Below are 20,507 nucleotides of genomic sequence, written 5' to 3' on the forward strand. Positions count from 1 at the left end.
TCACTCCCGAAACCTTGCCGAACCCGCGTAATGCTCCCGGGGAACCTCTCTCTCCCTCGTGACGCGACCAGCGTTCACAGAGAAAGGGAGGACCCCTCATGACAGGGGCGAAAACGGCGGTCGAGTGGCTGGCGTCCGTGGCTCCGGATCCCGAGGCCTGCCGGTGGGAATGGGAGCGCAATCCCCTCGGGATCGCGCTGCTGCCCGCCGGCAAGGCCTGGGACGTACTGATCCTGCCGGGCGAACTCGGCTACCCCACCCTCGACGTCCTCACCCGCGTCATCGACCAACCCGGCCCGGTGCTCGTCGACTTCGGCGACTCCCGGATGGGGTTCTTCGTGCCGCCGGGCACCGCGGCCCGCTGGCTGGGCACGGGGGTGCGTACGGCGGGACGCGGCACGTGGATCGTCGTGCCGTACCCCAACCGCTCGACGGGAGGCGTCCGTTGGCTGATCCCGCCGGACGGCTCGGGCACCCTCACCGACCCGGCACTCCTCGAACTGGCCATGCACGAGGCGGCGGCGGGTCTGGCGACGGACGAGGACAGGTGATGTCGAGGCTCGCGCGGTTCTCGTAATCACCGCATGACCACGCTCTCGTCGGCCGTCCGTGCGGTCGACGCGAACCGTGGCCATGTGGGGCGCAAGTGTGTCGAAAGGTATGTCGGAAGGTATGCCGAAAGGCGTGTCGCACAGTCAACGGCTGGGTACAGCCGGGTAATTGACGATCAGGACAGGAGCCGCCGTGGCGCTCGGAGACAGAGTGAGGCGTGTCCGTGCCCGGGGGCGCGCGGTCGCCGCGGCCCTCGCGGTCACCGCCGTGGCCACGGTCGTCCTGTGGGTCTCCGACCTGGCCCCGGGGTGGCTCGCCCCGGTTCTGAGCGCGATCGTCACCGCCGCCCTGGTCGAGGAAACGGTCCGCCTCCAGCGTCGCCGAACACCCCGCGGCGACCCGCTGGACATCCACGTCCGCGTCTCGGACGCCAGCTACATCCATGTGCCCGAGGGAGCCGGTGAGCCGCGGCGCGTCGTACCGGCGAGCGGACACACCGTACGGCTGTACGTCACGGCGACGGAACGTACCGTCGTCCTGGCGGGACTTCGGGTCGTCGTCATCGAACGGCGGGCGCCGCGAGGGGAGTTGTCGCCGCACGCCGGGATACTGCCCGTGCGCGCCTACACCGTGCTGCTCGACGAGGACCCGCCCCGGCTCGATCCGCGCGGCGCGGACACCCCGGCCACGTTCTCGTACACCGTCGGCCCGGACGACCCCGAGACATTCGAACTGCGCGTGGAGACCGAACGCTGGCAGGTCGCTTGGGAGTTGGAGCTGGACTGGGTCTGCGGCCGGCGCACCGGAACCGTCAGGGTGGACCTCGCGGGCCACCCGTTCCGCACGGCGGCCCGTCCGCCGCGCGGCCTGAGCTGGGAGGACCTGGCGTGAAGTGGTGGCGTGGACGGGAGAAGAAGCGGCCGAACGGGGTTTCGGGGCGTCCGGAGCAGCCCCCGCACCCCGAGAACTTCGAGATACGGGTCGGTGGGCTGAGCCATGCCTTCGCCGTGCTCGACCCCAGCACCACCGTCGGCCCGGAACCCCTGCACATCCCCCTGACCGGCCACAACGTTTACGTCGACCTGGTGGCGAGCGGCGACCAGGTCCTCGTACTGCGCGATCTGCGCGCCGAGGTGACCGGTCGCAGCCCGATGAAGCCGAACGGGGTGAGCCTCGTACCGCAGCCCGGTCCCGGCATCTCGTTCGCCGAGGATCTGGCGGAGGCGCGCAGGCGCGGTCTGGAGAACTACCAGCCCATGCAGGTGCCGGACGCGGAGGTGTTCCTCGACCTGACTCCGCCGCTGATACGTCCCGCGCTCGACGCGAAGGGGATACCCGTGGTGCCGGACTTCGGGCTCCCGCTGCGGATCGCCGCCGGCACGGGCTGGCGGCTCGTGCTCGCCCCGCACACGGAGGACCGCGGACTGGTCGACTGGCGGCTGCTCGCCGACGTCACCTGCGGCGACTACCGGGCCACGATCGACTGGGACCTCAAGGTGACCGCGGAGACCACCATGCGGACCTTCCGTCCGGGCGGCACCGAGCCCGACTTCACTCCCGTGCATGTGATCGCGCCGCACTGGAGGGTGGCCTGGCCGCCGACGGGATCAGGGTGAGGTTGCGGGTCTGCGGGCGAAGAGCCGCAGCAGGATCAGCAGTGCCCCGCACAGGCACCAGCTCGCCACCACGTCCAAGGGCCAGTGGAAACCCCGGACGACCAGTCCGACGGCGACGGCCGCGTTGAGGGCGAGACAGCTGATCAGGACGAGCAGTCGGGCGTACGTACGGCGCAGCCACGGCAGCAGGAGCAGCGTCGCGGAGCCGTAGGCCACGACGGCCGTCGCGGTGTGACCGGAGGGGTAGAAGCCGGTGCCGGGGCCCATGACCGGCGGCCCGGACCGGGCGACCAGCTCCTTCAGCGGTACGACGATCGCCGGTACAGCCGCCATCAGCAGGCCCCCGCCGACCGGTTCCCGCCACCAGCGCTCCGTACCCGCCCGACGCGCGCGCAGTCCGACGTACACCAGGACGACGAGAAGGGCCGGAACGGCGACGGCGATGCCGCCGAGGTCGGCGAGGAGTGCCCAGCCGCGAGCGGGGTGGACCAGTGAGTCGCTGAGGCGTTCGTCCGCGCGGGCGAGGGGGCCGTGGACGGCGACCTGCCAGGTGATCAGCGCGAAGAGGAGGACCGCGAGGGTCAGAAGGGTGAGGAGAATCCGAGAGTTCGACCGGCCCGGAACAGGGGGGAGAGTACCGGGCCGGTCGATCAGATCGGATCGTCGCACGCCCCGGGGGGTTTGGGGCGGGCGACTGTCCGATCGGTGAGGAGACCCGGAGCCGGAAGCTCCGGTTGTGTGCGCGAGGGCACGACCGGATCGAAGCTGGGGAGGCCCCGACCAGGTGCCACCCGCAGTTTCCTGCGGGCGGGGTGTATCTCTCATCTGGATAGAACCTACGGCAGGGGAGGCGGCTGAAACAGGCGGATCGGCGACCCGCCATCCACCCCGCACACCTTCTTCACACGCTCTGACGGCGTCCGCACCGGCTCCGCACGGGCCCGGAAACAAGCGGAATCCGGGCCGGTCGGCCGGTACGAACGGGTGGTGCGGAGGGGCGGCGGGGGCCGGGAACGGGTCAGACGCTGGTGAAGGCCTGCTCGATGATGTCGAGGCCCTCGTTGAGCAGGTCCTCGCCGATCACCAGCGGGGGCAGGAAGCGGAGGACGTTGCCGTAGGTACCACAGGTAAGGACCACCAAACCCTCTTGGTGACAGGCCTTCGCGAGCGCGGCGGTCGCCTCCGGGTGGGGCTCCTTGGTGGTGCGGTCCTTGACCAGCTCGATGGCGATCATGGCGCCGCGGCCACGGATGTCACCGATGACCTCGTACTTCTCGGCCATGGCGGACAGCCGCGCCTTCATGACGCCCTCGATGTGCTTGGCACGGGCGTTGAGGTCGAGCTCCTTCATGGTCTCGATGGAGCCGAGCGCACCCGCACAGGCGACGGGGTTCCCGCCGTAGGTGCCTCCCAGGCCACCCGCGTGCGCGGCGTCCATGATCTCGGCGCGCCCGGTGACGGCGGCGAGCGGCAGCCCGCCCGCGATGCCCTTCGCGGTCGTGATGAGGTCGGGCACGATGCCCTCGTCCTCGCACGCGAACCACTGTCCCGTACGGCAGAACCCGGACTGGATCTCATCGGCGACGAAGACGATGCCGTTGTCGGCGGCGAACTGCCGGACGGCCGGCAGGAACCCCTTCGCGGGCTCGATGAAACCGCCCTCGCCGAGCACCGGCTCGATGATGATCGCGGCGACGTTCTCGGCCCCGACCTGCTTGCTGATCTGGTCGATGGCCTGCGCGGCGGCCTCGGGCCCGGCGTTGTCCGCACCGGTCGGCCACCGATACCCATAGGCGACCGGGACGCGGTACACCTCGGGCGCGAACGGCCCGAAGCCGTGCTTGTACGGCATGTTCTTGGCGGTCAGGGCCATCGTGAGGTTCGTACGTCCGTGGTACCCGTGGTCGAACGCGACGACGGCCTGCCGCTTGGTGTAGGCCCGCGCGATCTTCACGGCGTTCTCGACGGCCTCGGCACCGCTGTTGAAGAGGGCGCTCTTCTTGGCGTGGTCGCCCGGCGTCAGCTCCGCGAGCGCCTCGGCGACCTCGACGTACCCCTCGTACGGCGTGACCATGAAACAGGTGTGCGTGAAGGCGGCGAGCTGGGCGGAGGCCCGCCGCACGACGGCCTCGGCGCTCGCGCCGACGGAGGTGACGGCGATACCGGACCCGAAGTCGATCAGCCGGTTCCCGTCGACGTCCTCGATGATCCCGCCGCCCGCCCGCACGGTGAAGACGGGCAACACGGACCCGACACCGCCCGCGACTGCGGCGAGCCGCCGGGCCTGGAGCTCCTGGGACTTGGGGCCGGGGATGGGGGTGAGTAGGCGGCGCTCCTGGTGGAGGGAGGTCATTTGGGGCTCCTGGGGGCGTGACGGAGGCGGGTCTTTGTCCGCACCTTTCTCCGCAGGCTAGGCCTGGGGGGTGGGGGCGGGCATGCACCGTTTGGGAGTGGTGGGGGTGTGTCGTTGTCCTTGGTGGACAGGGGGCGGGGTGGGTGAGCCATGCTCCCGCCCTGATATCGGGCGGTGATCTTGTGGTGACTCGCGAAGAAATGACCTCCGCTTGGCCTGCAGCAGTCGCCGATGCGACGGACGCCACCGCGGGTGGGGGCCGTTCGGGGCATGTGAGCGGCAAGGGTGAACTGGCCCTCGACACCGGCTTCCCCGTGCAGCCGCTGATCGCCGCCGCGCCGTCGATCGAGTCCGACAGTGCCGATCCGGTCGTCGTCCCCGAGGTGCCCAAGGTCAAGGGCTTCGACCCGGAGACGAGCCGTGAAATGGCCGGCGAGCGTACGGCCCAGGGACGCACCTATCAGAACGTCGACGGCACCTACACCACCCAGTACTACGACGAGCCGGTCAACTTCCGCGACGAGACGGGGAGTTGGCGGCCGATCGACACCTCCCTCACCCAGCCCGAGGGCACCCGCACCATGAGCGTCGCCGCACCGCTCTGGGAGACCAGCTCGACCGAGGTGACCATCGGCTTCGCGGGTCACGCGGACGCCGACCCCGTCGCCCAACTGGACCTCGGAGAACACGGATCGGTCGGATTCGCCGTGTCGGGCGCCGCGCACACCGCGGGTCAGGTCGACGGCAGCACGATCACCTACCCGGACGTCCGCGCCTCGTCCGACATCGAGTTCCTCGCCGGGAACGCGTCGGTCAAGGAGACCCTGCTCCTCAAAGGACCCGAGGCTCCCACGGAGTGGAGCTTCCCGCTGGCGACCACGGGCCTGACCGCCCGTCTGGACGACGCGGGCGCGGTCGTCTTCGAGGACGGCGAGGGCGCGGAGCGGGCCCGGATACCGCAGGGCTGGATGGAGGACTCCCGCCTCGCGGAGAACGCCAACGAAGGCGCGATCTCCACCGGAGTCATCTACAGCCTGGCGGAGGAGTCCGGCCGTCAGGTACTGAAGGTGTCGCTCGACCAGGAGTGGCTGCACGACCCGGCCCGGGTCTTCCCGGTGCGGGTCGATCCTTCCGTGGCGGGGGTGAGCGCGACCTCGGGCACCTATGTGGAAGCCCCGTACAACACGAACTTCTCCACCGACACCGTGCTCAAGACCGGTACGTACGACGCGGGTTCGCACAAGGCCGCGTCCTTCCTGCGGTTCTCCGGTCTGGAGACCACACTGAAGAACGACTGGGTGCTCAGCGCCAAACTGAACCTGTACAACTCCTGGTCGCAGTCCTGCAAGGCCCGTCCGGTGACGGTCCACCAGATCAAGTCGAACTGGTCGGAGTCCACCACCACCAAGTACCCCGGACCGTCCACCGGCTCGGCGCTGACCTCCAAGAGCTTCGCGCACGGCTGGCAGCCCAGCGGCGCGGGGGACTGGACCTGTGCACCGGCCTGGGAGGGCATCAGCCTCGGTGCGGCCGGCCGTAAGCTGGTCGACGACTGGACGCACGGCCGGCAGAGGAACTACGGCCTCGCCGTCAAGGCGTCCACGACCGACTCCAAGAGCTGGAAGCAGTTCGGCTCGGACGACTATCCGAACGGCAAGCCCCGGCTCGACGTCACCTGGACCAAGTACGGAGCCACGTACAAGCTCGGCGGCTGGGTACAGCCGGTCACCGCGACCCAGGAGGGCCTCTTCAAGGTCACTCTCACCAACCGGGGCGCGGAGAGCTGGACGCCGACCAACAGCTACCAGCTGCGCTACGACCTCTACGACAGCGACGGCGACAACATCACGGACACCAGCACCAACTCCGTGTGGACGACCATGCCCAGCACCATTTCGCCCGGCGAGACCGTGACCGTGGACGCCCGAATAGCCAAGCTGACGCCGGGCACCTACACGCTCGCCTGGACCATGGACGACCGCGGCACGGGCAGCTTCGCCGGTTCGGGTGTGCCGGGCGTGGCGATGAAGTTCGACGCGGTCAACATTCCGCCGGTGCTGATGGCCGAGTCGCCCGCGAGCGGTGTTGTCCAGAACACCCTCACACCGACTCTCTGGGCCTCGGGCAAGGACAGCGACCGCTACCCCAACGCCGCGCTGACGTACACCTTCGAGGTGTGCGAGGTGAAGGGCAGCAACGTACGCGCGAACTGCAGGGCCGGAACCGCGCAGACGTCCAAGTCCTGGGCCGTGCCGTCCGGTTGGCTGTCCTGGGGCAAGCGGTACGCCTGGTACGTCAGGGTCGGTGACGGCGAGGCCACCTCCGCGCTGCCGCGTCCCGCCCACTTCTCCACCGCCGTTCCGCAGCCCGGAATCACCAGCCATCTCGCGACCGCCGACGAGGGCAGGCCGTTCGGTTCCCAGGCGGGCAACTACACGACGGCGGCCACGGACGCCGCGGTCAGCACCGTCGGCCCGGAACTCGCGGTCACCCGCACCTACAACTCCCTGGACCCGCGCACCGATTCGGTGTTCGGTGCCGGCTGGTCGACGGCCTGGGACATGCGCATCACCCCGGACCAGGGCAGCTGGCTGTCCTCCGGGGACCTGGTGGTGACCCTGCAGAGCGGTCAGACCGTACGCTTCGGCCGGAACGCCGACGGCACCTACGCGGCGCCCTCCGGAGGCTTCGCCACCCTCAAGTCCGTGGCGGCGGGCGGCTGGACGCTCACCGACAAGACGGCGACCACCTACACCTTCGACTCCACCGGCCGCCTGACGAAGATCGCGGACGGCGCGGGCCGCGCTCAGATCCTGACGTACACGAGTGGCAAGCTCACCCTGGCGAAGGACGCGTTGTCCGGACGCACCCTGACCTTCGCCTGGACCGGCGGTCACGTCACCCAGGTCACCACCGGCACGGTGGACGCGGCGACCGGGGCACTCACCTGGACGTACGCCTACAGCGGCGACCGGCTGACCAGGGTCTGCCCGCCCGACTCGGCCACGGCCTGCACCACGTACGACTACACGGACGGCTCGCTCTACCGCAGCACCGTGCTGGACGACAATCCGGTCTCCTACTGGCGGTTCGGCGAGGCCGATGGTGCCGTCGCCCGCAGCGAGGCGCCCTCGCGGTCGGGGCTGAACAACGCGGAGTACTCGGACGCCACGCTCGGGGCCGAAGGCGCCCTGGCGGGTACGCCCGACACGGCCGCCTCGTTCGACGGTGTCGACGGAAACGTCATCCTGCCCGACAACACCGTGCACGCCTCGTCGTTCCTGACCGTGGAGCTGTGGTTCAAGACGGGGGGACCGGGCGTCCTGTTCTCCTACGAGGACGAGCGCATCGAGGACGGCAAGCCCACCTGGTGGACGCCCGCACTGTACGTCGGCACCGACGGCAAGCTGCGCGGCCAGTTCTGGCGCGAGGGCGGCAAGGGCCCGATCACCAGCACGAGCGCGGTCAACGACAACACCTGGCACCACGTCGTCCTGTCCGGCGCGGGCACCAACCAGGCCCTGTTCCTGGACGGCACACGGATCGGCACGCTCGCCGGCGCGATCGACCACACCGAGCAGGTCTACACCTACATCGGCGCCGGCTACACCGGCGGCGGCTGGCCCTCCCTGGACACCACCGACACCTTCGGGCACTTCACCGGCCAGATCGACGAGGTCGCCGTCTACGACCGCCCGCTCGCCGAACCCGCCGTCGCCGCCCACTACGCGGCCCGCCAGACCAAGGGCCGCCTGACGCAGGCAACCCTGCCCTCGGGACGTGTCGAAGCGCAGATCACCTACGACTCCGGCACCGACCGGGTCGACCACCTCACCGACGCCAACGGTGGCACCTGGCAGATCTCCGCCCCCGACTACGCCTCCGGTTCGGCCGGATACGCCCAGGTGGTGCAGGCGAGCGGCCCCGCCAACTACTGGCGGCTCGGCGACCGCAGCGGGGCCGCCGCGGCCAGCGCGCTCACCGACGGCGCCGACGGCTCGTACAGCGACGGGGTGTCCCTCGCGGCCACCGGGGTGTTCTCCGCCGGTGACGACACGGCCGTCGACTTCGACGGCGCCGGCGGCTATGCCGAGGTCCCGGACGACGCCCTGCACGACGCCACGGACGTCGCCGTCGAACTCTGGTTCAGGACGGCCAAGCCCGGCGTGCTGGTCGGGGACCAGTCCGTCGCGGTCGACAGTGAGGACGGTGTCGCGGGCAGCTGGACCCCGGTGCTGTACGTGGGTGCCGACGGCAAGCTGCACGGCAAGTTCTACGTCAACTCCTCCGTCACGGCGACCTCGTTGGCCTCCACCGCCACCGTGACCGACGGCGACTGGCATCACGCGGTCGTCTCCGCCTCGGGCTCCGTGCAGACGCTCTACCTGGACGGGGCCAAGCAGGGCGCCCTCGCGGGGGCCGTGAACCATCAGGCCAACTCCCGTACGTACATCGGCGCGGGCTTCGCGAAGAACTGGCCGAGTGCTCCGGCGGACGTCAGTCACTTCACCGGCCAGATCGACGAAGTCGCCGTCTACCAGCACCCGTTGGACGCCGCCACGGTCTCCGCGCACTTCCGCGCCCGTACCGACATGGTCACCGGAGACGCCGCCCACTACCGCGGCGCGACCGGTGCCGACGCACCCGGCGGCTACTGGCGTCTGGACGAGACGACCGGCAGCACGGTCAAGAGTTCCGTGACGGTGAACAGCGGCAACGGCACCTACACCAACGCCACCCTGGGATCCACCGGAGCATTTGGAGCGGGGCAGGGCAGTGCCGTCACCCTTTCCGGCGGCGGTTACGCCGAGGTGCCGGGCAGCGTCATGCGCGCCTCGACCGACCTCGCCGCCGAGATGTGGTTCAAGACGGACCGCGCCGGGGTGCTCATCGGCGACCAGTCGGCCTCCATGGCCGGCGCGACGGCGGCGAGCGGCAGTTGGACCCCGGTGCTGTACGTGGGTGCCGACGGCAAGCTGCACGGCAAGTTCTACGTCAACTCCTCTGTGACGGCGACGCCGTTGGCCTCGACCGCGACCGTCACCGACAACCAGTGGCACCACGCGGTCGTCTCCGCCTCCGGCACCACACAGACCCTCTACCTGGACGGCGTGTCCGTCGGCACCCTCACCGGCGCCGTCAGCCACCAGTCCAACTCCCGTACGTACATCGGCGCGGGCTTCGCGAAGAACTGGCCGAGTGCTCCGGCGGACGTCAGTCACTTCACCGGCCAGATCGACGAAGTCGCCATCTACCCACACCCCTTGACGGAGGATCAGGTAGCGGCTCACTACAGTGCGGCGGCCTTCGCGGACACCTCAGCCCTGACCTCGACCGTCAAGGTCACGGACCCGGTCGGCGGCGTCACGAGCAAGATGTACGACGCCCTGCATGGCATGCGCACCGTCTCCGCCACCGACGCCGAGGGCGGTGTCAGCACCTTCGCCTACGACACCGGCGGCTACCTCCACACGGCCACCGACCCCGCCGGGCACGTCACCATCACGGGACACGACAAGCGCGGTAACACCGTATCGGCGACGACCTGCCGGGACGTGGACTCCTGCTGGACCTCGTTCACCGACTACTACCTCAACACTGCCAACGAACTCGATCCGCGCAACGACAGGCCCACAGCGGTCCGCGACGCCCGCTCGACGAGCGTCAAGGACGACCGCTTCAAGACGGCCATGGCCTACACCGCCCTCGGTCTGCCGGACACCACGACCCTGGCGGACGGCCGCAAGAGCACCACCACCTACACGACCGGCACCGAGACCGCGGTCGGCGGCGGCACTGTCCCGGCCGGCCTGGTCGCCACAGAGACCACCCCGGGTGGTGCGGTTACCTCGTACGCGTACTTCGCGGGCGGCGACCTGGCCAGGTCCACCGCGCCGTCGGGGCTGGTGACCGAGTACACGTACGACGGCCTGGGTCGCAGGACCGCCGAGAAGCAGACGTCCGACACCTTCCCGACCGGGGTGACGACCTTGTACATGTACGACAAGCGGTCCCGGATCGTCTCCGAGACCGGCGCCGCCGTACGGAACGAGATCACCGACACGACCCACACCGCCACGATCACGCGCGGCTACGACGAGGACGGCAACCTGCTGACCGAGTCGACGTCCGACACCACAGGCGGCGACCCCCAACGCACCACGGCCTACCACTACGACGAACTCGGTCTCAACGACAGCGTCACGGACGCCGAGCAGAACACGACCCGCTACGAGCACGACGCGCTCGGCCGGGTGAACGCGACGACCGACGCCGAGGGTACCCGGCTCACCGACCGCTACACGGCGAGCGGCCAGCACGCGGAGACGGTCCTGAAGGACTGGACGGGCGATCCGTCCGGCACCACGCGCGACCTCGTGGTGGTCTCCAACGCCTACGACCCGGCGGGCCGCCTGGCCGCGACCACGGACGCGCTCGGCGCCACCACGGCGTACACCTACTTCGACGACGGGCTCGCCGCGACCACCACGGCCCGGCAGGTCACCCAGGGCGACGGCAGCCGCCACGACATCGTGCTGGAGGCCAACGAGTACGACGGCGCCGGAAACCTGACCAAGCAGGTCACCGGAGGCGGCTCGGCCACGGAGACGTACGCCGTCGACGCGCTCGGCCGGACCACGACCAGTGTGCTGGACCCCGGCGGCCTCGCCCGCGTCACGACCTACGCGTACGACGGCGACGACCGGATCAGGGAACAGACCGAGTCGATCACCGCGGACAAGAAGCTGACCACCACGTCGGCGTACGACTCCGCGGGCAATGTGACCAGCCAGTCGGTCACGGACGGCACCAGCACCCATACCACCACGCACACCTACGACGACCGTGGCCTGCCGCTCACCTCGGTCAGCCCGCGCGGCAACGTCACCGGCGCCGACCCGGCCGCGTTCACGACCGCCTACCGCTACGACGCGCTGGGCCGCCCGGTGCAGGAGACCGCGGCGGCGGTGACGGCGGAGGAGAACGGGGCGACGGGCGCCACGGTCAGTCCGGTCACGCTCATCGGCTACAACACCTTCGGCGAGGCCACGGAGACCAAGGACGCGCGGGGGAAGGTGACCCGCGCCGAGGTCGACCGGCTCGGCCGCACGGTCGCCGTGACGCTGCCGGACTACACCCCGCCGGGCGTCGCCGGCACCCTCACCGCGACCACCCGTACCGCCTACACGCCGCTGGGCCTGCCCCGGACGGTCACCGATCCGCTGGGCCGCGTCACCCGCTACGGGTACGACCAGTTCGGCCAGGTCACGAGCCAGACGGATCCCGTCGCAGACGCCGCAGCCGCGACGACGGCGGAGACCGACCCCGACCTGCTCGCCTCCGCGAGCACCGACGGCGGCGGCGTCACCCGCTACACCTGGGCCCCACCGGTCTCCAGCTCTCGGCCACCGACCCGACGGGTGCCCGGACGGAGGCCACGTACGACGAACTCGGACGACAGCTCACGGCGACCACGGTCGAGCGTTTCCCGAGCACGACCAATCTGACCAGCAGTTACACCTGGGACGACGCGGGCAACCAGACCGCGTCACGGACCCCTGCGGGCCGGACCACCTCCGCCGTTCACAACCCGGCGGGCGAGCCCACCTCGGTGACCGACCCGGCCGGCACCACGAGCTACGCCTACGACGGCCTGGGCCGCCCCACCGAAACCACCGACGCCACCAACCGCCGCACCACGACCACGTACGACGCCCTCGGCAACACCACGGCGGCCACCGACTACGGCACCGGCAGCACCGTACTGCGCACCGTCACCGCCGAGTTCGACGCCGATGGCAACCGCACGGTCGCGGTCTCCCCGCAGACCGGGGCGCGCACGACGTACGCGTACGACGCACAGGGCCGCCTGACGACCCAGACGGAGCCGGTCTCCGCCACCGGGTCGATCACGACGGCGTTCGGCTACGACGCGGCCGGCAACCGCACCAGGCTGACGGACGGCCGGGGCAACAAGACCGTCTACACGTTCAACAGCTGGGGCCTGCCCGAGTCCACGATCGAGCCGGCCACGACAGCGCATCCGGCCGCCGCCGACCGCACCTGGACGACCGTCTACGACAAGGCCGGACAGGCGGTGACGGAACTGCTCCCGGGCGGTGTCCAGTGCACCAGCACGTATGACGCCCTCGGCCGCCTCACCCACGAAACCGGCACCGGAGCGGAGTCGACCACCACCGACCGCACTCTGGAGTACGACCTGGCGGGTCGCCTCACCGCGACCGGCACGGCAGACGCCCTGACCTACAACATCTACACGTACGACGACCGCGGCCAGCTCCTGACAGCCGCAGGCCCGGGCGGCGCCGCGAGCTACACCTACGACGCCGACGGCAACATGACGGAGCGCAGAACCGGCCAGTCCTCCACCGCCTACGGCTACGACAGCGCCGGCTACGTCGACTGGGCCTGGGACTCCGTCACCGGGAAGGACATCTGGTACGACTTCGACGCCGCGGGCCGCCCGAGGCTGGAGCAGTACGCCTCGAAGGTCGACGGCGGCGCGTCGTACACGGTCACGGCCAAGCGCACCTACACCTACGACGCACTCGGCCGCCTGAGCGGAGATGCCGTCACGACTCCCGACGGCGCGGCGACGGTCGCGTCCACGGCCTACGGCTACGACCTCGACGACAACCTGACGTCCAAGCAGACGACGGGCACGGCGGGCGCGGGCCGGCAGTCCTACGGCTACGACCAGGCAGGCCGCCTGACTTCCTGGACGAAGGACGGCACCACCACGTCGTACGAGTGGGACGCCGCGGGCAACCGCACCAAGGCCGGCTCGACGACGTCGACCTTCGACGCCCGCAACCGCCGACTGACGGACGGGGCGAAGACGTTCACGTACACGGCGCGCGGGACGCTGTCGTCCGTCGACAACGGCACGGGCACGCTGCGCAACCTGGTGTTCGACGCCTTCGAGCGCAAGGTCACGGACGGCGGGACGTCGTACACGTACGACTCCCTGGACCGGGCCCAGACCCGAGGCTCGACGACCCTCACCTACGACGGAGGCTCCAACAACCTCGCGAACGACGGCACGACCACGTACAACCGCACACCGGAGGGCAACCTCCTCTCCTTCGCCACCGGGACCACCGCCCAACTGGCCCTGACCGACCGGCACACCGACCTGGTCGCGGGCCTGAACACCGACGCGACCCAGGTCACCGGCTCCACGTCCTACGACCCGTTCGGCACGGAGACCGCGACCAACGGGACGACTCCGGAGATCGGCTACCAGTCCGGGTGGACGGATCCGACCAGTGGTGACGTCAACATGGCGGCGCGGTGGTATCAGCCGGGGACGGGGGCGTTCGCGTCGCGGGACACGTGGCAGCTGGACCCGAGCCCGTCCGCCCAGGCCAACCGGCAGGGCTACGCGAACGGGGACCCCGTGAACGGGACGGACCCGACGGGACATGTCTGCGCGTGCGGTGGCGGCAACATCTACAGCGCCAGGGCCGCGGGCTCGGGCAACCGGCGTGGGGTTGGCGGCAGGGGCTCCGACATCGCTCCGAAGGGGTATGTCTCCCGCAGTCCGAGTACCCGAGGGCGCAGTACTTCCGTGAGTGGGGGCAGCCGCCGGTTCAACAGCAGCACGCGGTCCCAGACACGCAGAAACAACACGGAGTTGCGGCGTCTGGAGACGCGGTACTCCGGAAAGACGCGCACCGGCAGTGGACGCGGAGGCAGCAGCGGTCGCGGCTGCACGTACGGCTGCTCGACCTCCACGACGTATCGCAACACCGGAACAACCCGGGGCAACGGCACTTCCCGCGGCGGCACAACCCGTCCGCCCAAGCCGCCCACACCCCAGAACCCGAACCGCGGCAAGAACCCGACACCGGCACCTACCCGGCCGGTGCCGAAGCCGCGGGTGGATGTTGCTCGGGTGCAGCAGCAGACGTTGGAACGGGCTGTGGCTGTGGACCAGAGTGCGGTCATCGAGATGGTGCTGGAGGCAAGCGAGCACTACTTCATCCCGGTTGAGTCGCTGGCTCCGAATGCAACTCTCTCCGGTGGATCGGACAGCGGGACCGGCACTCGGAATAATTCGGACTGCCGTCGGGGAGGCGGAGGATGGGTCGATTACGGCGACTCGGATGCTGCGAACGGCAACCGTGCCACGGGAGTGGAAGCCTGCTTGGACAGTGCCTACCTTGCAGCCAATTCGGGATCCGCGACCGACTGGAAGAAGGTTGCTCCTTCGGGGTACGAATGGGCCCGTGACTATGCCGCCTACCTGGGAAACCGGCCCCCCGGGGAATGGGTCAATGCCTGCCATCTCCTTGGTAAGAGCCTGAGTGGCGACGGCCTGAAGGCGGAGAACCTTTCCACATGCGCACGTTCGGCCAACGCCAGTGCCATCTCTATGAATGATCCCGGGGTCGACGATCACATGGCTTCCTATGAGAGCCAGGTGAGGGCCGCAGTCGGCCAGGGGCAGGTCGTGCGTTATGAAGTGACCCCGGTGTACTACGGGCCGAGGACCGTACCGGTCTCCTACGAGATAAGCGCGAAGGGCACTCTCAACGGCAAGCCCGGCCTGGCCCTGGCGCAAGTGGTTCCGAACCTGATGTACAGCAACAAGTTCAGGAACTGGAGAAACATTGGTATGGGAACGTACCAGGGCGTTCCTGTGCCGACGGGTGCAACACCGTAGAGGGCCTGGGAGTCCGAGGGCCGGAACCAATGCGATGATCTGCTGGACGAGGAAGGCGCCATGCGTAATGAATTGAGGCAGTTGAGGGGAATCGTGTCTCTGCTCGATGAGGGAGGGGTGGCGGGGGACGCAGTGGACTGGGAGGCCTCAGCGGTCACGCTCGGTGTCACGTCTTTTCCCGACGACTACCAGGAATTCGTCTCTGCCTTCGGTGCGGGATCGATCGAGGAGAGTCTTTTCGTGTCGATCCCACGCCCCGGAGCGGTGAGCACGCCGCTGACGGTGGGGCGGTTGCCGGAGGCCGCCCTGCGGTCCAATTCGATGGGAGTGTGGCAGGAGTCCGGTAACGGCTCTCGGTACCGGCTGGAGGACATGCTCGTCTGGGGGCAGACGAACAGTGCGGACAGCCTGTGCTGGGTGACGGCGGACCCCGACCCGGACCGATGGCCTGTCGCGGTGTGGGAGCGGCAGGCGGGCGGGTGGAAAGTTCATGGCTGCGGGATCACTGAGTTCCTTCTTCGGCTGTTGCAGGGTGATTTCCCCGAGTGCCCCGTGAGTGACGAAGCCTTGTGGGGAATCCAGAGGGCGCGATTTCTCAATATTCGAGATGAGGAGCGTCTTCTCGACGCGGGTGTGGACCCTTGGACTGGTCGGCCGCTCAACAGGTTTGACTGAGTGTGCTTCCTGCCCGGCGACTGTTCGGGCGGGGGTACCCGTCGAAGCCCCTCGCGCACCACCATCCGTACAGATACTCGGAGTCCAGGGCCGGTCAAGCGGTGAACTCCCCTTGTCGGGGCGTTAGATTGACGCCTGATGGCTGATGATGGACGGAACGGCTGGTCAGGGGGCAAGGCGATGGACAGCGACGGGACGCAGGACGCGCGGGGTACGCATGCGAATCCTGTGCCGCGTCCGGCGGGGCCGCCGGGCGTGCCCTCCGTGCCGCCTCGGCCGGTGCGCGCGCCGGGGCCCGTCGAGCAGGGGGTGCCTGCTCGGGTGTCCGTCGCCGAGTGGCTCAATGCGCCTCGGCCTGCGGCGAAGCCGGGGATCTGGCGGTACGGGTACCGGCTGCCCAAGGGGGCGCAGGCGGCGGAACGTCTCTCCCCGGTCACCGTCGTCGGGATACTCGTTCCGCTCGTTGTCGGGTTGTTCCTGTGGTCGCTCTGGCGGCGGGGCGCCATGCCCTACCAGTCCGTGCTGCTGAAGCTGTTCACGCCTGAGGACTGGTGGTGGGGTGGCACCGTCTCGCCCAAGGGGTGGGAGGGCAATGCCGCCGTCCTTGTCTACAACGGTGTTTTCTTTCTTGTGCTGCTCTATGCCATGGGGCGGCTCGGCAGTTGGCCCGACATCGCCCGGCACTTCGTCGCGCGCCGGCCGCAGCCCGCTCGGGCTCTGCTCGCGCTGCTCGGCGCTGTTGTCACGCTCAGTTTCGTGTTTCCGAACGCCTTTCCGGGCGTCGGCTGGGACGCCCTGCCGATCGTCGACGCCGTTGTCGCCCTTGTCGCCCTGATCTCCGGCGGGTTCGACGTGTTCGGGTCGACCGTGTTCAAGGTCGGGCTGTACACCGTCATCACTCTGCTTGTTGTCTGGCCGTTCGCCCGGATCGGCGGCTGGTGGCCGTACGCCAAGGAGCGGCTCGCCGCACGTAAGGCCGCTGCCGGGCCCACCGGGCCCGCGCCCGCCGACCGGCCCCGTGAGCAGTGGCCCGACCTCCGCGAGGCCGGGCAGTACGAGGCCGCCGAGCTGCTCACCGCCGAGGTCACCGGCGGTCGTATGAACGACGTGGACTGCGCCCGGGTCGAGCACGCGTGGGTGGTCGCGAGGCGTGACGGGTCGCTCGCGGGCTTTCGGGACGCCGTGTTGCGGCAGGGGGCTGCTGCCTGGAGCCATCCCTCCGGAGCGCGGGACCTGGCCCGGCGTACCGCGCAGCACGATCTGTCCGTGGGGCAGGTGCGTATCGGGCGGTGGGTGGCGGCCGAGCGGGCGCCGCTCGTCTATCACGGCGCCGGCGCCGCGCTCGGGCCCGAGGTGCTCGGCACCTCGTTGCTTGCCGTTGGGCCGTCGGGGGCGGGCAAGACACGGCAGCTCATCGAACCCGTGACCGAGGCGCTGGCCCTGCGGGCGCTCACCGGGCAGTGCGCCTTCGTCGCCGTCTCCGCACCGGGGACGCCCCTCGCCGCCGACTCCGCGTTCGACGTCGTCGTACGGATCGGGGATCGTGACTCCGTCCATGACCTCGATCCGTACGCCGATTCCGACGACCCCGACGAGGCCGCCGCGTTCCTCGCCGAGGCCCTGGTCGGCGACCTCGACACCGTCGGTACCGAGAGTGCCGCCACCGCGCTCGCCCAGGTGCTCGGCCCCTACCGAGCCGCGCACGGCCGTTTCCCTGCCCTGCCGGTGCTGCGGGAGCTGCTGGAGAGCGACCCCGCCGCGCTGACCGCCCTGCGGGACGCCCTCGCGGGGGACGAGTTCACCGTCATGCGGCGCGAACTCGACGTACGCATCCGGCAGTCGGCGAGCCCGGCGGACGTCGGCCGGATCGTCGCGGACCGGCTCTCGCTGCTCAACCGGCCCGTCTTCGACGGCTTCTTCGGCGGGGGCGGTGCCGCTCGGCCCTTCTCCCTGCGCTCACTCACCCAGCATCCGCTGCGCGTCCGCGTCGATCTGCCGGAGCACGGTCACGAGGAGGCCGCGCGGCTGATCACGCGGCTCGTCCTCGCGCAGTTCAGTGCCGTCGTACGCGATGGACGGCGCGCGCACTTCGCCTGCCTGGTGCTCGACGACGCGACCGGGACGGTCACCGCCGGTTCCGTACGCCGTATCCAGCGGATGCGCTCCCAGAACGCGGGCGTCGTTCTCGCCCTGCGGACGATAGGGGACGTTCCGGAGGCGCTGCACGGGCCGCTGTACGGCGCCGTCGGCTGCCGGATGGCGTTCTCCGGTGTGACGACCTGGGACGGCGGCCGGTTCGCCCAGGCCTGGGGCACGGCCTGGGTGGAGACACGGGACGTGGCCAAGCACACCGTCTTCGCCGATCAGCCCATGACCCGCGCCATCCACGCCCTGCGCAAGCTGGTCACCGGCAAGGCCGTCACGACCGACGCCGTGACAGTACGTACGGTCGAACGGGAGCGCTGGTCGGCGTCCGAACTGGCGCACGAGGTGCCGCCGGGACACGCGGTGCTGTCCCTCACGACCGTCGAGGGCGAGCACGCGCCGCCGCTGCTGGTGGATCTGCGGGGGTAAGCAGGGCCAGCGGTACGTACGGTGAGGCAGAATCGGCACAGGCCGTTCATACGTGGCGGCCAAAATTTCACGGAGTCCACACAGATCTGAAGGCCCCATGCCCCCGACGCTCGCCTCGCTCCTCCACCACTCCGCGCTCAGGCTGACCGTGCGGGCGGGCGGGGACCGCCTGGACGTCCCTGTGCGCTGGGTGCACGCCAGCGAACTGGCCGATCCCGTCCCCTACATGGAGGGCGGGGAGCTGCTCCTGATCACCGCGCTCAAGCTGGACGCCGAGGACCCCGAGGCCATGCGGCGCTATGTGAAGCGGCTGGCCGGGGCGGGCGTCGTCGGACTCGGCTTCGCCGTCGGGGTCAACTACGCGGAGATCCCCAAGGCGCTGGTGGAAGCGGCGGAGCACGAGGGGCTGCCACTCCTCGAAGTCCCGCGCCGCACGCCCTTCCTCGCCATCAGCAAGGCGGTGTCGGCCGCCATCGCCGCCGACCAGTACCGGGCGGTGACGGCCGGATTCGCGGCGCAGCGGGAACTGACCCGGCAGGCGCTGAGCGACGGCCCGGAGGGCCTGCTCGCCGCGCTCGCCTCGCAGGTCGACGGCTGGGCCGCGCTGTACGACGCGTCGGGCGCCGTCGTCGCCACCGCGCCGGAGTGGGCCGGGCGGCGGGCGGCACGGCTCACGGCCGAGGTGGAACGGCTGCGGGAGCGGCCGGCGCCGGCCAGTGCGGTGGTGGGCGCGGGTGCGGACGGCGGGGGCGAGGAACAGGACCGGGTCGAGCTGCACTCGCTCGGTACGGGGCGCCGTCCGCGCGCCGCATTGGCGGTGGGGACCGCTGCCGCACTGGGTACGGCGGAGCGGTACGCCCTTCATTCGGCCATCGCGCTGCTGACCTTGACGACCGAGAGGTCCCGGTCCCTACAGGCCGCCGAGCAGCGTATCGGGGCGGCTGTGCTGCGGATGCTGCTGGCCGGTGAGCCCGATCACGCGCGGGCCGTCGCCGGGGGGCTGTACGGCGAGCTGCTCGACGCGCCGTTCCGGATCGTCGTCGCGGAGTCGGCTTCTCCGCCGGTGGGGCAGGGGGTGCCGGTTGGGGCGCTGACCAGGCCGACGGCTGGTGCTCTTGTCGCCGCCGACACGAACGGGGATCCGCTGGGTGGGCTCGCCGAGTGCCTGGAGTCCGCTGCCGCGCGGGCGGGGGAGGCGGTGCTGGTGGTGCCTGAGGGGGAGCGGTTGGTCGTGCTCGCGGTGGACGGGGGTGCGGCGGAGGCGGCTTGTGGGGAGTTCGCGGCGGCGGTGGAGGGGGCTCGGGCTGAGGGTCGGGAGAGGGGGCGGGGGGATGCGCCGGTTTCTTCCTCCGGTCCTTCTTCCGGTGACGAGGACGAGCTTGTGGTGGGGATGTCCGGGCCTGCCGGGCCCATCGCCGCTGCGGCCGCCTACAAGCAGGCCGAGCAGGCGTTGTCGGTGGCCCGGCGGCGGGGGCGGGTGCTGGTCGGGCATGAGCAGTTGGCCGCCGGGTCCGTGGTGCCGTTGCTCGCGGACGATGCGGTGCGGGCGTTCGCGGACGGGTTGCTGCGTCCGCTGAACGAGCATGACGCGACGGGGCGGGGGAATCTGGTGGCGTCGTTGCGGGCGTGGCTGTCCCGGCACGGGCAGTGGGATGCGGCTGCGGCGGATCTTGGGGTGCATCGGCATACGTTGCGGTACCGGATGCGGCGGGTGGAGGAGATTCTGGGGCGGTCGCTGGATGATCCGGATGTACGGATGGAGCTGTGGCTGGCGTTGAAGACCACGGCGGCGGTGGGGGAGTAGGGGGTTTGTTTTCGCCCCCGCCGCCCCTACCCGTTCCCATCCCTGGGGGCTGCGCCCCCAGACCCCCCTTTGTCCTCAAACGCCGGACGGGCTAAAAGATCAAGTCCTGGCCGGGGTTGGTATTTCAGCCCCTCCGGCGTTTGAGGAGCGGGGGTTCGGGGGCGGAGCCCCCGAGGATGGGACGGGTAGGGGCGGCGGGGGCGAGGAAACACCCCGCCAAATCGTCGCACCCCCCACCCCCAC

At 70.2% G+C, this 20,507-nt stretch carries 10 protein-coding genes; 8 read left to right on the top strand and 2 right to left on the bottom strand.

Features of this window, described 5'->3' with window-relative positions:
• Positions 1-98 precede the first annotated feature (98 nt).
• The 3 genes from ACFYXF_RS33645 to ACFYXF_RS33655 all read left to right on the top strand — a co-directional run bounded on the left by ACFYXF_RS33645 (position 99) and on the right by ACFYXF_RS33655 (position 2,168).
• Positions 99-551, top strand: a complete 453-nt coding sequence (locus ACFYXF_RS33645; protein ID WP_389355395.1) for a hypothetical protein — start codon at positions 99-101, stop codon at positions 549-551.
• Between the two features lie 211 nt (positions 552-762).
• Complete coding sequence (locus ACFYXF_RS33650) at positions 763-1,443, top strand: hypothetical protein (RefSeq protein ID WP_389355397.1); 681 nt, start codon at positions 763-765, stop codon at positions 1,441-1,443.
• The gene (locus tag ACFYXF_RS33655; RefSeq protein WP_389355398.1) at positions 1,440-2,168 is read left to right on the top strand and encodes a hypothetical protein; all 729 of its coding nucleotides are present in this window, start codon (positions 1,440-1,442) and stop codon (positions 2,166-2,168) included. The genes ACFYXF_RS33650 and ACFYXF_RS33655 overlap by 4 nt, the downstream gene beginning before the upstream one ends.
• On the opposite strand, the gene ACFYXF_RS33660 is transcribed toward ACFYXF_RS33655, so the two are convergent.
• Complete coding sequence (locus ACFYXF_RS33660; protein ID WP_389355400.1) at positions 2,160-2,837, bottom strand: phosphatase PAP2 family protein; 678 nt, start codon at positions 2,835-2,837, stop codon at positions 2,160-2,162. The genes ACFYXF_RS33655 and ACFYXF_RS33660 overlap by 9 nt on opposite strands.
• Before the next feature lie 349 nt (positions 2,838-3,186).
• On the bottom strand, positions 3,187-4,521 hold the full coding sequence (gabT, locus tag ACFYXF_RS33665) for a 4-aminobutyrate--2-oxoglutarate transaminase (RefSeq protein ID WP_389355401.1): 1,335 nt from the start codon (positions 4,519-4,521) through the stop codon (positions 3,187-3,189).
• A 200-nt stretch (positions 4,522-4,721) separates the two neighbouring features.
• Between gabT and ACFYXF_RS33670 the strand changes: the two genes are divergently transcribed.
• From ACFYXF_RS33670 to ACFYXF_RS33690, 5 genes are all read left to right on the top strand, one after another.
• Complete coding sequence (locus ACFYXF_RS33670) at positions 4,722-12,029, top strand: LamG-like jellyroll fold domain-containing protein (protein WP_389355403.1); 7,308 nt, start codon at positions 4,722-4,724, stop codon at positions 12,027-12,029.
• A gap of 104 nt (positions 12,030-12,133) precedes the next feature.
• Positions 12,134-15,211: an RHS repeat-associated core domain-containing protein gene (locus ACFYXF_RS33675; RefSeq protein ID WP_389355404.1), complete on the top strand. Its 3,078-nt coding sequence runs from the start codon at positions 12,134-12,136 to the stop codon at positions 15,209-15,211.
• Positions 15,212-15,271: 60 nt separating this feature from the next.
• Positions 15,272-15,886 (top strand): hypothetical protein, encoded by a 615-nt coding sequence (locus tag ACFYXF_RS33680; RefSeq protein WP_389355406.1) that lies wholly within the window; start codon positions 15,272-15,274, stop codon positions 15,884-15,886.
• A 180-nt stretch (positions 15,887-16,066) separates the two neighbouring features.
• The gene (locus ACFYXF_RS33685; protein WP_389355504.1) at positions 16,067-18,460 is read left to right on the top strand and encodes an ATP/GTP-binding protein; all 2,394 of its coding nucleotides are present in this window, start codon (positions 16,067-16,069) and stop codon (positions 18,458-18,460) included.
• A 97-nt stretch (positions 18,461-18,557) separates the two neighbouring features.
• Complete coding sequence (locus ACFYXF_RS33690; protein WP_389355408.1) at positions 18,558-20,264, top strand: PucR family transcriptional regulator; 1,707 nt, start codon at positions 18,558-18,560, stop codon at positions 20,262-20,264.
• Positions 20,265-20,507 lie beyond the last annotated feature (243 nt).

This window comes from Streptomyces sp. NPDC002680, assembly GCF_042889145.1.
GTDB classification, from domain to species: domain Bacteria; phylum Actinomycetota; class Actinomycetes; order Streptomycetales; family Streptomycetaceae; genus Streptomyces; species Streptomyces adonidis.

Coding starts and splice junctions, on each gene's coding strand:
- ACFYXF_RS33645 (WP_389355395.1), top strand. CDS start 99: ATGACAGGGGCGAAAACGGCGGTCGAGTGGCTGGCGTCCGTGGCTCCG.
- gabT (WP_389355401.1), bottom strand. CDS start 4,521: ATGACCTCCCTCCACCAGGAGCGCCGCCTACTCACCCCCATCCCCGGC.
- ACFYXF_RS33670 (WP_389355403.1), top strand. CDS start 4,722: ATGACCTCCGCTTGGCCTGCAGCAGTCGCCGATGCGACGGACGCCACC.
- ACFYXF_RS33680 (WP_389355406.1), top strand. CDS start 15,272: ATGCGTAATGAATTGAGGCAGTTGAGGGGAATCGTGTCTCTGCTCGAT.
- ACFYXF_RS33685 (WP_389355504.1), top strand. CDS start 16,067: ATGGACAGCGACGGGACGCAGGACGCGCGGGGTACGCATGCGAATCCT.
- ACFYXF_RS33690 (WP_389355408.1), top strand. CDS start 18,558: ATGCCCCCGACGCTCGCCTCGCTCCTCCACCACTCCGCGCTCAGGCTG.